This is a genomic window from Paenibacillus sp. GXUN7292, assembly GCF_050864975.1.
Taxonomy (GTDB): Bacteria; Bacillota; Bacilli; order Paenibacillales; family Paenibacillaceae; genus Pristimantibacillus.
This window is the reverse complement of record NZ_JBOZWO010000020.1, coordinates 70,718-85,420: the sequence shown is the minus strand read 5'-3', so window position 1 is coordinate 85,420 and position 14,703 is coordinate 70,718. Positions and strand designations below refer to the sequence as shown.

Annotated in this window: 17 protein-coding genes; 16 read left to right on the top strand and 1 reads right to left on the bottom strand. The window is 35.0% G+C overall.

The genetic code is table 11. The features are described from left to right. Positions 1-104: 104 nt before the first annotated feature. From ACRRU2_RS17030 to ACRRU2_RS16980, 11 genes are all read left to right on the top strand, one after another. Positions 105-1,172, top strand: a complete 1,068-nt coding sequence (locus ACRRU2_RS17030) for a hypothetical protein (RefSeq protein ID WP_432503436.1) — start codon at positions 105-107, stop codon at positions 1,170-1,172. Between the two features lie 40 nt (positions 1,173-1,212). Next, positions 1,213-2,088, top strand: a complete 876-nt coding sequence (locus ACRRU2_RS17025; RefSeq protein WP_432503433.1) for an ATP-binding protein — start codon at positions 1,213-1,215, stop codon at positions 2,086-2,088. 82 nt (positions 2,089-2,170) lie between these two features. Continuing rightward, complete coding sequence (locus ACRRU2_RS17020) at positions 2,171-2,731, top strand: hypothetical protein (RefSeq protein ID WP_432503431.1); 561 nt, start codon at positions 2,171-2,173, stop codon at positions 2,729-2,731. Between the two features lie 563 nt (positions 2,732-3,294). Further along, positions 3,295-3,459, top strand: coding sequence for a hypothetical protein (locus tag ACRRU2_RS17015; RefSeq protein WP_432503429.1), 165 nt, complete (start codon positions 3,295-3,297; stop codon positions 3,457-3,459). Positions 3,460-3,521: 62 nt separating this feature from the next. Beyond that, on the top strand, positions 3,522-4,370 hold the full coding sequence (locus tag ACRRU2_RS17010) for a hypothetical protein (protein ID WP_432503427.1): 849 nt from the start codon (positions 3,522-3,524) through the stop codon (positions 4,368-4,370). Between the two features lie 236 nt (positions 4,371-4,606). Continuing rightward, positions 4,607-5,554, top strand: coding sequence for a hypothetical protein (locus ACRRU2_RS17005; protein WP_432503425.1), 948 nt, complete (start codon positions 4,607-4,609; stop codon positions 5,552-5,554). A 209-nt stretch (positions 5,555-5,763) separates the two neighbouring features. Next, positions 5,764-6,084 (top strand): ArsR/SmtB family transcription factor, encoded by a 321-nt coding sequence (locus ACRRU2_RS17000; RefSeq protein ID WP_432503422.1) that lies wholly within the window; start codon positions 5,764-5,766, stop codon positions 6,082-6,084. Between the two features lie 9 nt (positions 6,085-6,093). Next, positions 6,094-7,386 carry an arsenic transporter gene (locus ACRRU2_RS16995; RefSeq protein ID WP_432503420.1) on the top strand — a complete coding sequence of 431 codons (1,293 nt, stop codon included), beginning with the start codon at positions 6,094-6,096 and terminating at the stop codon, positions 7,384-7,386. 28 nt (positions 7,387-7,414) lie between these two features. Continuing rightward, positions 7,415-7,840 carry an arsenate reductase (thioredoxin) gene (arsC, locus tag ACRRU2_RS16990; RefSeq protein WP_432503418.1) on the top strand — a complete coding sequence of 142 codons (426 nt, stop codon included), beginning with the start codon at positions 7,415-7,417 and terminating at the stop codon, positions 7,838-7,840. 2 nt (positions 7,841-7,842) lie between these two features. Next, positions 7,843-8,313, top strand: coding sequence for an ArsI/CadI family heavy metal resistance metalloenzyme (locus ACRRU2_RS16985; RefSeq protein WP_432503415.1), 471 nt, complete (start codon positions 7,843-7,845; stop codon positions 8,311-8,313). A 9-nt stretch (positions 8,314-8,322) separates the two neighbouring features. Beyond that, positions 8,323-8,757, top strand: coding sequence for a protein-tyrosine phosphatase family protein (locus ACRRU2_RS16980; RefSeq protein ID WP_432503412.1), 435 nt, complete (start codon positions 8,323-8,325; stop codon positions 8,755-8,757). Between the two features lie 334 nt (positions 8,758-9,091). Here the strand turns inward: ACRRU2_RS16980 and ACRRU2_RS16975 are convergent, their stop codons facing one another. Then, on the bottom strand, positions 9,092-10,201 hold the full coding sequence (locus tag ACRRU2_RS16975) for an NAD(P)-binding domain-containing protein (protein ID WP_432503410.1): 1,110 nt from the start codon (positions 10,199-10,201) through the stop codon (positions 9,092-9,094). 100 nt (positions 10,202-10,301) lie between these two features. Here ACRRU2_RS16975 and ACRRU2_RS16970 point away from each other — a divergent pair, with 100 nt between their 5' ends. The 5 genes from ACRRU2_RS16970 to ACRRU2_RS16950 all read left to right on the top strand — a co-directional run bounded on the left by ACRRU2_RS16970 (position 10,302) and on the right by ACRRU2_RS16950 (position 14,383). Next, positions 10,302-10,760, top strand: coding sequence for a MarR family winged helix-turn-helix transcriptional regulator (locus tag ACRRU2_RS16970; protein WP_432503408.1), 459 nt, complete (start codon positions 10,302-10,304; stop codon positions 10,758-10,760). Between the two features lie 61 nt (positions 10,761-10,821). Continuing rightward, positions 10,822-11,688, top strand: a complete 867-nt coding sequence (locus tag ACRRU2_RS16965) for a permease (protein ID WP_432503406.1) — start codon at positions 10,822-10,824, stop codon at positions 11,686-11,688. 455 nt (positions 11,689-12,143) lie between these two features. After that, entirely contained in the window at positions 12,144-12,467 is a 324-nt protein-coding gene (locus tag ACRRU2_RS16960; protein ID WP_432503403.1) for an ArsR/SmtB family transcription factor, read from the top strand. Positions 12,468-12,768: 301 nt separating this feature from the next. Next, positions 12,769-13,347 (top strand): hypothetical protein, encoded by a 579-nt coding sequence (locus ACRRU2_RS16955; protein WP_432503401.1) that lies wholly within the window; start codon positions 12,769-12,771, stop codon positions 13,345-13,347. A 181-nt stretch (positions 13,348-13,528) separates the two neighbouring features. Then, positions 13,529-14,383 (top strand): NYN domain-containing protein, encoded by an 855-nt coding sequence (locus tag ACRRU2_RS16950; protein WP_432503399.1) that lies wholly within the window; start codon positions 13,529-13,531, stop codon positions 14,381-14,383. Positions 14,384-14,703: the final 320 nt, after the last annotated feature.

Here is a 14,703-nt window from a genome sequence, read left to right as displayed (position 1 = left end):
ATTTTATTGAGTCAGGAAAATGCAGGAAACTTTCCGATAAATGTCGAACTATTGAACTATACACACAGGACTATTAGTACCCAATGAGAAGGGAAAGCTAACGGATGAATGACATTCTAAAAAATAAATTGATTGAAGAAAATAGAAGCAATCTTGTCAAGCAATATAAGAGTATGCTAGTCACTAAGAAAGTTCAAAAAGCGTTTATTGTGAATCTATATGAAACCATTTCTTATTTGCATGACAGTAAGGGGAAAACAAATAAAGAGATGGTTATCGAGTTATTTAATTCAAAACCATTAGCTGTTATAAATCAGCTAATTCCGTATCTCGTAAGTAAAGAGATTGTAGAAGAGGCGAATGTTTATTTAGACACTGATAATTTTAGAGAGAAAGTAGAGTTTCCTTTCACCCTCTCTTTAAGAGCAAAAAAATTTAACATCATAACCCATGTTTCATTTCCATCATTACAGTTTGTTGATTCTGATGGGAATGATGTTAATCCTTTTATTAATCATGAGGTTGAGCTAGATAGGTTCAATCATTTAAGTAAAGATATTTATCTAAAAGGCAAGTTTGTTCAAGATTATTCAGTTAGCCATAATGCCTTTGATTATTTGGATAAGTATATTAATGTCTATGTTACTGGTCTACTAACTGATGAGCCGGTTCCTTCTTGGGTGGAATATCTCATAGAGGGATGTATCAATATGGAATATTCGAATAGTAAGATGGCTCTATTCAATATTTTTGCTGCACTAGATAAATTCATTGAATTGTTGAATGAGAAAATTTTCGAGTATTACATTGTGAATTACAACAAACAGATAAAAAAGTTTTCAATTAGCTCAGAAGATAGGATTGACGTGAGTTCCTTCTTAAAATTGAAGATAAAGAAGTTTGGTAAAGACAATAGAAGGATTATTGAAAAATTAAGAGATGCTTTAAAAGAGGTTGGAATCAACGGCAAAACCGATGAGTTTAAGCAAATGTATGCCCTGATAACAGAGGTAGAAAAAATCGAAGGGATTAGGAACGATATTGGTCATGGTGAAAAGGTAGTGGGTACGATTGATGTGGGGCATGTATTATATACTGTGTTAACTATCATTTTCTCAATCATTCATTATCAAGATTTTGAGAAAAACGATTGGAAAAAAATAATTGTATAGAACTAACGATTTTAATGATTGAATAAGGAGGTAAGGAAAATTGCTAAAAGTGTCTGATAAGTTAGTAGAGATTCATCAGATTCATAATTGGTTAGATTTATGTGCTGAAACTTTCCGAAAATCAAATGCCAGTGATAGGATTACAGTTGACTTATCTCAGCTTAATTATATATCACCACTTGGTTGCACAACATTAGTATCTACTTTACGCTTTCTAGATAAATACTTTTATTTAGATACAATAGTACCACATGTCCCTAAAATTGAGGATACGAATGTCGTTGGCTATATAGAACGAATGAACTTCTTTAAATATTGTCCTGATGATGTGCGCTCAACGTTTGAAAACGAATTGGACATGGAATTCTTATACAGCAGATATCGTAATAACAAAAAAGATTTCTTAAATGAAATTACCTTGTGTAGTTCCGATACTGATGTAGAAGTATTTGATAGTTCTTTGAAAAATATCTTGCGAAATAAAGAAGTTGCACCTAATCAAATTTCCAATATTAGTCGAATTGTTACAGAGTTAGGTTTAAATTCAGTTGAACATGGCAAGGACAAAGGAGAGGTTTCTTGCTATTACTGTATTCAATCATATAGCAACGGAAAAATGGGGATAGCTATCTGTGATAGTGGTATCGGTATAGTTAAGAGTTTAAAACCACATATTAAGTCAGAAAATGATGACGATGTAGTAAGGCAAGCTATTTTTACCAAGGCATCTTCACGTGGTAAAGGAAGAGGAAAAGGATTGCCAGATGTAAGGAATGTAGCTTTATTGCTAGACAATGCGGAGTTCTATTTACGAACGCATAAGAACGCTTATCAAGTTTTTAGTGATGAAGTGAAATCGCTATATAAGGGAAAATATTTTTTCGGAACGTATTACTATATCGTGGTGAGCGCTTGACTTTAACCCATTACAACTGATATAGTACAAATATAGGGATTTCAATTTTGTTTTTGAAGTCAAATGGAATGGTGGAAAACTAATGATGTATTTGAATTTATTGAGTGAAGGGCAGGAGACGGTTAATTTACTTTTCAGACCTAAATTAATGCCAATTAGGGAAAGTTTAATGGAGCAGATGAGCCAGGCACCAGTTGGAACAGTGTTTTATTACGATATGAGTCAGGTTGAGGGTATTAATGGTTCTGGGACTGACGAGATTATTGCAAAGCCAATTAAAGAATTCATTAAGCACTACAAAACGGAAGATAAGTATTTAGTATTAATGAACTTAAACCAAGAACACGACCACATCTATAATATTGATTTAACGCTTAAAGAAGAAAATGTGACTGTCGTTGGTAAGCAGAACAATGACATTGTAATTATCGGACATATCGGTGATTCTTTAAGAGAAATTCTTGAAATTGCTCATGAACTTGGAGAAGTAACCGCACGTGATATTGCTGAAAGATTGGACAAAAAGCTGAATTTGACCAGCACTCAGCTTAATAAGTTGAATGAAATGCGCTTGTTAAAGCGGTATGAAGTACAGCTTGAAGAAGGCGGTAGACAGTACATATATCGAAGTTTATTTTATTAACGGAGGGCAACCTCCGTTTTTAAAATAAGGGATTTCAAATTTGATATTGAACTCTCTGAAAAAGAGAGTTATAATCAAAACAGACTTCAAAATTAAAATTGAACTCTCTGCAAAGGGAGTTAAAATTAAAAGGGTATTCAAAAAATAAATTGAAATCGAAGGCGGTGAAAAGATGAATAAAATAAAAAATCGTAGGCTCTGTCGAGAACCCACGATTTGACAGCTACGAAATCATCGTGCCTGCCCATGAAATTAGCGGTAGTTTCATGATACCACGATGGACAAGTCTCGACAATCCATCACATCATGTAACGAAAGGAATGATAAATATGCTGATATGCCGTAAATTTATAACTCGAAAAGACGGTACACGTGTCTATGCAAGCCAACTGGGTCTTGAAGCTATTTGCTTTGAGGTCTCCGAAGAACAGCATCAAGCTTATCTTGATAAAAAGAAAAAAGATAAGTCTTCAGATAAATAGAGGTTAGAAAAAAAGTTTTTAGCTCCGTGGCGGGGGAGTCCCTTTCTCCAATAAATCTTTAATACAAGGTAGGTGGAAAATATGGCTAGAAATACTGGCAGCGGATATCGTAAAGGTGCTGTTACTAAGCGTTCTCAGTTCCAAGCACCTAATGGTAACTATGTAAAGCGTGACGCATCTACGGGGCGTTTTATGGACCAGAAAACATCTGGTGGAGCATTTAAAGGCGTTCGTAAAGAGAGCTAGATTAGAAAAGGAGTGGGTTGCCTCATGACCCACTCTTCATTTGAACAATTAGGAGGGGCTTCATGGCTGGTTGGTTTGCGAACTATCTAGAACAAAACTGGATAGATATGATAAAGGATATCCTGATTGGCTTAATCTCTGGTTTAATTTTTGCTCAAAAGAGTCGGAATGATGGGATTAACAATCAAACAACTATTCGAGAAAGTGTGCAGTACATAAGACAAACTGTTATTTTTCACTATCCGACCGAAGGTAGGAAAAGGGGTGGGGGAAAACGGAAATCATCAACTGAGGACGATAATTCAATTATTGGTGCCATTTTCATCTTTGCAGTTGTTCTATCTTACTTGTATGTAAAGTATCATTCGCATTTAATGAACTTTATGACCAGTCTGATTATTATTGGTGTCGTAGGCACTTTGACTGTTGCTATTAAATTATATAGAAACAACAGCTATGACAATTTGAATCGGCTATGGACATTACAACTGATGGGTATTTTGGTGTTCGACTGCGTTCAACTTGTTGTTATGTCTAAACAAGACACTTCTTTTATATCAACACTGAGTATATCTGATTTTATTAGTTCAGCAGGAATAGAGACTATCGCCAGATTCGGAATTGTAGGGATGGGTTTCCTTTTAAGTCTACTACCTAATGTTCTACTCTTCATCTTGCTAATACACATGCTATCTGTGAACTTAAATCGTGCGTATAATAATAAAGTGACAGCATTTTTTATACGTCACACTGCTAAGTTTACGACAAAACCATATCATATGTTGGTTGCATTGGTTTTATTATGTGGCTTCTCTTTATTCTACTCAACTGGATACATGTATGACTTTATCCAGGGGCAGCATGAGAATGCAATGAACCAATTGGAGCAATCTTTAAATACCAATAATTAGTAAGGTGAAAAACGACTCGTTTGGGTCGTTTTTATTTATGTCCATAAATAATCCAACTACGAATTAAATGCTCTTTTATTTATTCAATACATTTACCGTGGTGTCTTCATCATATTTACAAAAGCTCTTTGTAAGGAGAGTAGAGTTGACGTATAATTGGAAATAGTCGACACCTATTGTTAGTCATAATTAGAAAAATTCTTTCTTTGATTATACATGTAGGAAGTGATTGGGAAATGATGTATCAGTCAGCCGATACGAAAAAGTTGGTTATAGAAATCATTGCAACACTTGTACATATAAAAGGTACGATGTATGAACTTATTCTTAAACCAGCGAGAATTAACAAAAACTACTTTCAATCACTAACCAAGCAGAAAAATGATGCTGGAAAATGGTTGACTAAGAGAGAGATTGCTTCGAAAATAATCTCTGAAATTGAAACTCATCCAAACTATGAGAAAATCATGCATTCAATCATTAAGACAGCAACTGAGTTCAATCAGTTCCATTTGTCAGATAATGAGTATGAAGCTCGCGCCACTGTACAGAAAGCAAGAGAGGTTCTTGGTGTCCTCGAAATTTTGGAGAAAGAGGAAACAAGGAAAAGGGAACTGGCTAGGGAAAAAGCTGAGTTAGAAAGAGCTTCCCAAAAAGAACAAGAACTAGCCAGTCAATTACCGTTGCTACTTCTCGCATATGATAGTATTTCAGGAAAATGCGGAAACCCGCAATTAAGAGGGGTTATGCTTGAAGATATCGTTAACAGATTGTTTAATACCTATGATTTAACTGAACAACTCACTGTTGTTCAGGCTTTTAGACGAAATGACAACGGTGAACAGATTGATGGAGCCTTTAAACTCGATGGTTGGCATTATATTGTGGAGATGAAGTGGACAAGTCAAGTTTCGGGCATTAGAGAACTGGACTCGCTCTATGGGAAAGTATCTCGTTCAGGCAAGCAGACTATGGGGATTTTTCTTTCGATAAATGGTTGGTCATCACATGTTGTAGACTTGATTAAACAGAATCCAGATAAATCGATTTTGTTGATGAGTGGATATGATTTAAGGATTGCTTTAACTAGGCAAGTTGATTTGATAAAGATGCTTCATAAGAAGCTCTCTAAATTAAACTTAGAGTCTGAGCCATTTTTCAGCGCTGAAAATATGCTCGAATAACCTATGTAATCATAAAATAATATATATACTTCAAGAAACTTTTGAAGATTGAAGCGACTCGTAGTGGTCGCTTTTTATTTTGTTTACAATTTCTTAACTAGAATATATAAGTGAATAATTATATAATCATTTACAGATATCAAGGCAACTGATAAAATGTGTGTTGAAATATCCGAAAAGGTTAAAAGCTTTTATAAGGAGTGAACTTTATGATTGAAATGGATAAGTTGGCAGATACCTTAAAACTGCTTAGTGATAAAACCAGGCTTACAATACTTTCGGCTTTAAAGGAAAAAGAGCTTTGTGTTTGTGAGCTTGTTGATGTTTTGGAAACCAGTCAGCCTAACGTGAGTCAACATATGCGTAAGCTTAAAGCTGGCGATATGGTAAAGGAGTCTAAGCGTGGTCAATGGGTTTATTACTCTTTAAATATTGATGACAAACCGTATTTAAATGAACTTTTTGAACATCTTCCTTCACAAAGGGAAAAAGTTGAGATGGCATGTAGTAAACAGGATTGTTGTGATTAGGAGGGCGACATGATTTACATTGCGATTTTTATCTTTTTATTGACTTTAACTTTCGTCATTTGGCAACCGAAAGGATTAAATATCGGTTGGTCAGCATCAGCAGGAGCTATACTAGCCCTCATATTTCAAGTCGTTTCATTAAATGATGTAGCAACAGTTACAGGCATCGTTTGGAATGCGACATTAGCCTTTGTAGCTGTCATTCTTATTTCACTGATACTTGATGACATTGGTTTCTTTGAATGGTCTGCCTTACACATGGCACGAATTGCAAAAGGAAACGGCAGATTAATGTTTGTGTATGTCATTTTACTTGGAGCAGCAGTTGCAGCATTTTTTGCTAATGATGGTGCAGCTTTAATTTTAACACCCATTGTTTTAGCTATGGTTAGAGCATTGAAATTTCCAGACAAAATGATATTACCTTTTATTATGGCTAGTGGTTTTATTTCAGATTCAACCTCGTTACCATTGGTCGTAAGTAATTTGGTCAACATTGTATCGGCTGATTTCTTTGGGATTGATTTTGTCACGTATGCAAGCAGAATGGTTGTAACAAGCTTATTCTCACTAGGCGCAAGCTTGGTTGTCTTATTCTTATTGTTTAGAAAAGATATTCCAAAGAATTATGATGTGTCTCAGCTTAAAAAGCCAGTGGATGCGATAAAAGATAAAAGGTTATTCCGTCTCTCTTGGGTAATTTTAAGTATTCTATTGGTTGCATATCTGATTAGTGGATTTATTAAAATCCCAGTGTCCATTATTGCAGGTGTCGTAGCGATTGTATTTATATTGCTTGCACGTACAAGTAAAGTTATTGAAACCAAAAAAATAATTAAAGGCGCACCATGGTCTGTCGTTATTTTTTCCATAGGAATGTACGTTGTGGTTTATGGTCTGAGGAATGTGGGTTTGACAGATATGCTTGGAACTGCAATCGAATATATCGCTGAACAAGGTTTGTTTGTCACAACGATTGGTATGGGATTCTTAGCAGCTGTTTTGTCTTCATTAATGAACAATATGCCTACCGTTATGATTAATGCACTTGCCATTCAAGGAACTGGAACAGAAGGTATCATTCGAGAAGCGCTCATTTATGCGAATGTCATTGGGAGTGATTTAGGTCCAAAAATTACACCAATTGGTTCATTAGCTACGCTTCTGTGGTTACATGTTCTTTCACAAAAAGGTGTGAAGATTACATGGGGCTATTATTTCCGGATTGGAATTGTACTTACCATTCCAACGTTGCTTATAACTCTTATTGGTTTGTACATTTGGTTAAACGTAGTGTCTTAATAACATAGTAAAGAGGAGAGGTTTCATTATGAATGACAAAAAATTAGTTTATTTTCTTTGCACAGGAAACTCATGCCGTAGTCAAATCGCAGATGGATTCTTGAAAGCTCTGGGCAGTGATAAGTATGAGGTGAAGAGCGCTGGATTAGAAGCGCATGGATTAAATCCACGTGCAGTAGCTACCATGAGTGAAGTTGGAATTGATATTTCAAACCATACTTCTGATGTAATTGACCCTGAGATTTTGAGTCAAGCAGATTACATCATTACATTGTGTGGTCATGCTAATGATAACTGTCCAGTTGTACGTAATGACAAGGCTGAACGTTGGCATTGGGGCTTTGATGACCCAGCAAAAGCAACTGGAACAGAAGAAGAGATTACGGCAATGTTTCGTGAAGTACGTGACTCCATTAAGAATCGTATTGAGCAATTTGTGAAAGAAGGTAAATAAACATGATTAAAAGAATGCATGTAGCGATTAACTGCTCTGACCTTCAAAAATCCTTGGAATTTTATCAAGCTTTCTTTGGAACAGAACCAACGAAAGTTAAAGACAATTATGCAAAGTTTGAATTGGATGAACCAGCTCTTCATTTCTCCATTAATGTAAGACCATTTGAGAAAAAGGGAGTGCTAAATCATTTGGGATTCCAAGTGAACGATACAGAAGAGGTTCTTGCTATGGGGGAGCGTCTTCGACAAAATGGATTACTACTCATTGATGAGATGAATACAACATGTTGTTATGCCGTTCAAGACAAGGTTTGGGTGTACGACCCAGATGGTAACGCATGGGAGATTTTCTATACCAAAGAGGATTCAGAATTTGAATCTGCTGGTGAGGCACGTGATTTATCATTATGTTGTGCGCCCCCAACGGCACCTCAGACAATTGAATTCACTTCATTTAAAAAGAAGATTTAAGGAGCTATTATGGGAAAAAGATACCAAGCTTTAATCGAAGATAAGATTTTCTTTGGTGGAGCAGATGATGTTGAAAAAATGGTTGAAGAAGAAGGTGTAGAAGTCGTTGTTGATTTGCGGGGAGAGGCTACGGAAAGTGCTTACCCATCTGAGAGAGTTGAGTGGATTCAGGTTCCTTTGGGAGATAATGCTGATGGTCCACAAGACGAACTTTTTAAGCAAGCCATAAATCATATTGTAGATGCGTATAACAGCGGCAAGAAAGTGGCATTCCATTGTGGTGGAGGCAGCGGTAGAACAGGTGCAGTTGCTGTGGGAACATTAATTACGCTAGGGAAGAGCCAAACGATAAGCGAAGCCGAAGTGCTTGCAAAAAGCATTCGTCCAAAAGTAAATATAAAGCCTCCCCAACGTGAGGCACTTGAAAAGTTGTTTCAAACATAACCCATTAAAGGACTCATTTATGTCAATTTAGATATAAATGAGTCCTTTAAAAATATCTAAATAATAAAAGGAATTCTCAGTAGATTATAATCGTAACTTTGTATCGAAATCATCAAACTTGTTTATACTAACTGGGCAGTTATTCAGTTATAGGGGGTGTTCACATGTTCAGTTTAAAATGTTGCTTTGGTGAAATAAAGCTTGAAGTAACAACGGCTACTGTTGCGCTCATTTCTTTATTCTTGCTCTTGTAGTTTCTCACAAACAGAACTTTGAGAAAGGTTCTGTTTGTGAGATGAAAATAAATAATATAAATTTTACGAAGAAGAACGATTTATTTTTTGTCCTTAATCGAACTTATGATGGTGTTGGCTGTTTTCTTTAATCCAAGTATGAATCGGAATGTAGGACCATGCGAATGAGATGATAATGGACCAGCAAAATACAGTCCAGGTATAGATGATTCAAATGATGTATTGAGTTTTGGTAAGGGGGTCTCTTCCCTCACTAATGATGACTTAATGGTATCCTGCAAAAATGGTAATTTATCAAGAGACATTTTGAAGCCAGAAGCTACAATTACATGGTCAAAATATTCATTCCTATCATTCGATAAACTTAACAGAACCTTCCCATCAGATTCAATAACATCAACGACCTTAACTCCATTATGTTGCGTTACCTTTCCTTCAACATAACTACGCAAAAACCGAGCTATGGGAACCGTAGTAGCTCCCAATTCCAATAACTTTTCTTTCATGAATTGAGGCAATTTATAAAAGACATTGCCAATCGCTCTAAGTAGTATTTCTTGATATTTATTTCCTCCGTAAATAGGCTTCTCTTTGCGATAGATAAGTTCAACATCGGCGTTTGCTTCATAAAGTAAAGCAGCAGCCTCCCACGCACTTTGTCCACTTCCGATTACGGCTACACGTTGTCCATTGAAATGGTTAAAATCTGAATACCCAAGCGCATGTGTGACCAATTCAGATGAAATGTTTTGGAAGACTTCGGGCAAATAAATAAATTGTTGAATGCCAGTGGCAATGACCACATTCTTAGCTTCATGTGTTGTTCCGTTATCGGTTTTGACTACAAAGTGTTTAGACTCCTTATGAATAGAGGTTACTAACTCTGGTGTAAACCCAACACCTGATTTCTCAGCGTACCATAGGGCATAGTCAACAAATATGGGTCTTGGTAAAGGGTCAGAAAGAGCTATCCCTTTTTCTTGCGCAAATTGCTGTATAGTCAATTTATTTTGAGGATGTGGAAACTGCACCAGCTCATAGGGAGTACGGATAAACATGTTTTGTGGCATTTGTGTTGTCCAAAAATCCATGGGATGACCAATAAGTTTATATTCTAATTTATTCTGAATGGCATATGAGGCTAATGAAATGCCGTAAGGACCGGCTCCAACAATAATAACATCTAACAAGAAAAGCACCTCCGTAAAAGTGTGTTGGTTTGATTATACATAAACATTTGCAAATTGCAAATAATATGTTATACTACGTTCATGAGGTGAGGTGAAGACAATGGAGGAAAACAATTTACGTGCCATGTTCCTTATTTTAGCCAGACGTTTTGGATTTCTCAGTGAACAATGTTGTGATAATAACTGTTGTGGTCAGGAGATATCATTAACGCAAAGCCATATTCTTTTTGAAATAAAGCAACAAAATAATCCGTCTATCCAGGATGTATCGAATGCATTAGGTGTTGATATTACAACATTCAGTCGCCAAGTTAAAGCCTTAGTAGAGAAAGGGCTTGTTAAGAAAACACCACATCCTGATGATAATCGAATTCAAGTTTTATCGTTAACACCAGAAGGCGAAGCCATTAATTTAAGTATTGATGTTCAGGTGAATCAAAACTTATATGAAGTGCTTTCCCATTTAAGTGACTTTGAACGTGAATCCGTTATACGTTCCATCGGATTATTGAATGATGCTATGTTGAAATCTAAATCATGTTGTACTCCTCTACGTTAAAGGTAGAGGATATTATTTAAATATATACTTGCAAATTGCAAATAAATAAGGTGTGATAATTATGTTGTTGGATATTTTAAAGGACTTTGTATCCATTGGTTTAGAGTTAACATTATTATTTGTGGGAATTACATTTTTGGTTAATTTGCTTCAAGGGTTAGTTCCGTTTGAAAAATTAGAAAAGTACATGTTTGGTAAAAGCAAAATAGTAGGTTCAACCGTAGCCATCCTACTTGCATTTATAACGCCATTTTGTTCTTGCAGTACAATTCCTATTGTTGTTGGGATGTTACAGCGAAAAATGCGGTTTGGTTACGTCATGATATTTTTATTTGCTTCGCCAGTTCTTGACCCAACCATACTTACTTTAATGACAGCAACACTTGGATGGAAAGTTTCTATTATATATACCGTTGTTACATCTATACTTTCCATCGTTATTGGCTTTACACTCGAATTTTTGGGATTTGAAAAGGCAGTTAAAAATGTAGTGGTTACAGGTTTGGGGGAATACAACAAGAAGTTGGACTTTAAATATGCCTTAAAAGAAACCATGAGTTTGATGAAAACTGTCTATCCCTACTTATTAATAGGCGCTTTAATTGGAGCAATTATTCACGAAGCAGTTCCAACGGAATGGATAGCAAATACGCTTGGCGGTAATCAGTGGTGGTTAATTCCAATCGCAGCCATCATCGGCATTCCTTTATATATCAGATTGTCGACCATGATACCAATCGCTCAAATCTTTATTTTAAAGGGAATGGCATTAGGTCCAGTCATGGCACTCATCATAAGCTCAACAGGTGCAAGCCTTCCAGAAGTCACTTTACTGAATTCCATATTCCAAAAACGTCTTGTCATTGCTTTTGTCTTATCAGTCATCACCATGGCAAGTTTGTCTGGCACTATTTTTTATCTTATCTAAGGCTTTACACAAATTCACATAAATATATTGGAGGTTTTTCAAATGGCTAATTTCATTAAATCCATTTTTAGCACAAGCAATAAAAAAGATTGCTGTGAAATTAAAATCCAAGAGGTTCCTGTTCAAAAATCAGATGAAAATAACAACTGTTGTAGTCCAAAGAAAGAGGAGCATTCAACGAATTCAAATTCTTGTTGCAGTAAGTAATTCATCATGTATGTTGAAAGGAGGTGAATTTCAATGTCACAAAACAATTGCTGTGAGCCAAACTGTTGTGAAGAAACAGATACGACTTGTTGTGAAGCTGGATGTTGCTAATAACATAAATTCTTATGGACTCCACGCCAAAAGGTGTGGAGTTCTTTCTTATTAATAACTATAAATTTTGCATAATCTACGGAAGAGATGGACAGGCTGGAATTCTGTGATACTAAGAATGGAATGGAGGTCAGTTCATGGAAGAGGATAATAGCTTTCTAAGTTTAGATATACAAACGATTGATTTTGTTACAGGAATTTTTTCGGCATTAAGTGACCCAACCAGATTTAAATTGATGTATATGCTTCTCCAACGCGAGTGTACTGTACAACAAATTAATGAAGTATTACCGATAAGTCAGGCAGCTATTTCTCAACAATTGAAAAGACTTCGCTTACAAGGTCTTGTACGATATCAGAAAGAGGGGCAGTATCATATTTATTCTTATACAAATGAACATGTTATGAGGCTTTTTACAGAAGCCATTCGCATTGCAGAAAAAAAGGAACCGATTCAATAAGGGTTCAAGTTTGTACATATTCGTATCATTATCTGTATCCGAAACATAAGCTCAAATAAAAATGAAATCATACAGAAAGATATGAAATCCTAGAATCTGTCTGTTGAGTATATCGAAACATACGTTAGTGTATGATTAGAATAATTAAGTTGAATCCAGGCGAATTGTCAGGGTTCTTTTTTGTTAACTCTGTTCGTTCTATTATTGAAATTTGATTTAACTTATATATCGAATATAATGTCAGGGAATACACATTCTCATGGATGAGAACTCTTATATATTGAAAATTGGTGATGAATTTATGAGTGATAAATTAGCAGTTAGTACAATAAAGAAACCTAAAAAGCTTACGATTGGGAAAATTGATATTCAAATTACCGCGTACAAAGAAGAAACGAAAGATGACAGATTGATTATTAAATGTAGGGGGTTAATGAAGGATTTCGAGAAATATTCCCATGTGTTTATGTATCAAAGGAGCAAGTTATCTCCTGTTCTTCGCAAAGGTATTGATGAATCTCCGTTAATTATGATTGCAGAATTGATTCATTGGGGAGAAAGTGAGAAATATAGTTTCACTCATGTTGAATTTTTTCTTTATGAGACCAGTGATGAATTCGATAATGACATTTTGACCATAGAGACTGATTTGAGACTTTATAATTTACAAAAACAGTTGGATTATCAAAGTCGTTTAATTGAAAGTTTGTATGGATTACTGATGAGGAATAATATAGTTCCTGATTCAGAAATTCTTCATTCCAAAAGTATGGCAGCAGAAAATCATAAGTTTAATTATAACAACAAACATCTGGATGAAGATGATTTAAGTCAGGTTGTACCATCTATTAAGGAACAAGGTTATTTCTCACTGCTATAACAAAGTAACATGAAGCTCCCTACCAAAGATTGGACGGGGGCTTTATTCGTTCTGCTAAGAGATTAAGTACATGAATATATCTTACTAAGTCTGTACTTTGTATTATCTAAGTTATGATTGGAGGAATACGCCCATTTTTGTCGAAAGGATAGATTTGACAAAAAGGGAGGAGAGTCAGGCAATGCAGAAAAATGTCTCTGTATACATTGATTATGAAAATGTTCATTTCAACTTCATTAATAATTATAAAAACATATTTGAGGTAGAGTTTTTCCCTAAGTTAAAAAAATTCTTAGAAGACAAAGGGTATTCAATTATTGAGACAATTGCGTATTCGAATTTTGATTTAAAAGATATGCGGAATTCTTTTCATCAAACCAAGCTACATCAATTCGGTGTTGAAACAAAACATACATCGAATAACGGAAAGAACTGTGCTGACATTCAAATTACGGTTGATGCTATGAATGAAGTGTTTCAGAATAACTTAATTGATGGATTTGTCATTATCTCTGACGATAAAGACTTAACACCACTTATTAAATCTATAAAAAAGAAAAAGGGTTTTGTTCATCTTATTACTTCATTAACTCAGAATAGTAATCTTCTGGCGACACCGACTGACCATTCAACTATTGATGAGATACTTCAAGTTCAAGTTCAATCAACTGATTTGGCTACTGATATTTATAACAACCTTAATGGACATATTAAAAAAGACTTTATTGACAAGGGGCTTACGCCTCCATTAGTGAGCTTTGAGCGAATACTTGAAAATTATATTGGATGGTATAAAGTCTTTGATTATGAGTTAATGAGGTTGTTCGAGAAATTGGAATCACAAAATAAAATTATTATTCATAAATACAGATTGCCTAATAGACATGGACAAACGCAACCAAGCAGTAGAGAATTTATTGGAATCATCACGGACAATCATCTGCCATTATTTAACGGAAACATCGGTATCGAAGCAAATTATTTTAGTCAGACACGTATTTTCGAGTGTTACAATGAATATAATAAAGTCAATTAAAAGTGCTTAGGTTTGCTTGACAAATAATGAAAATTGTATAGAATTGTATTAAAGAACAAGTCTACCTTCAAAAAACCTAATTTATTTTTAAAGAACTGAGTTACCCTTAAAGAACTGAGTATTTTTCCAAAGAACATGATGAAGAAGCCCTCATTGCGATGAGGGCTTCTGTTTTTTTGATAATTTAAATTTTAGTTCAAGTTTTTTCTTTTCTAATGTAGTTTCTGTTGATGTTAGGCTTAATGGATTCACCCATAAAAGCATTTTTGTAATTTTCCAGATGGAATTCCTTCAATAATGGATTTTGTAAAAAGACTCTG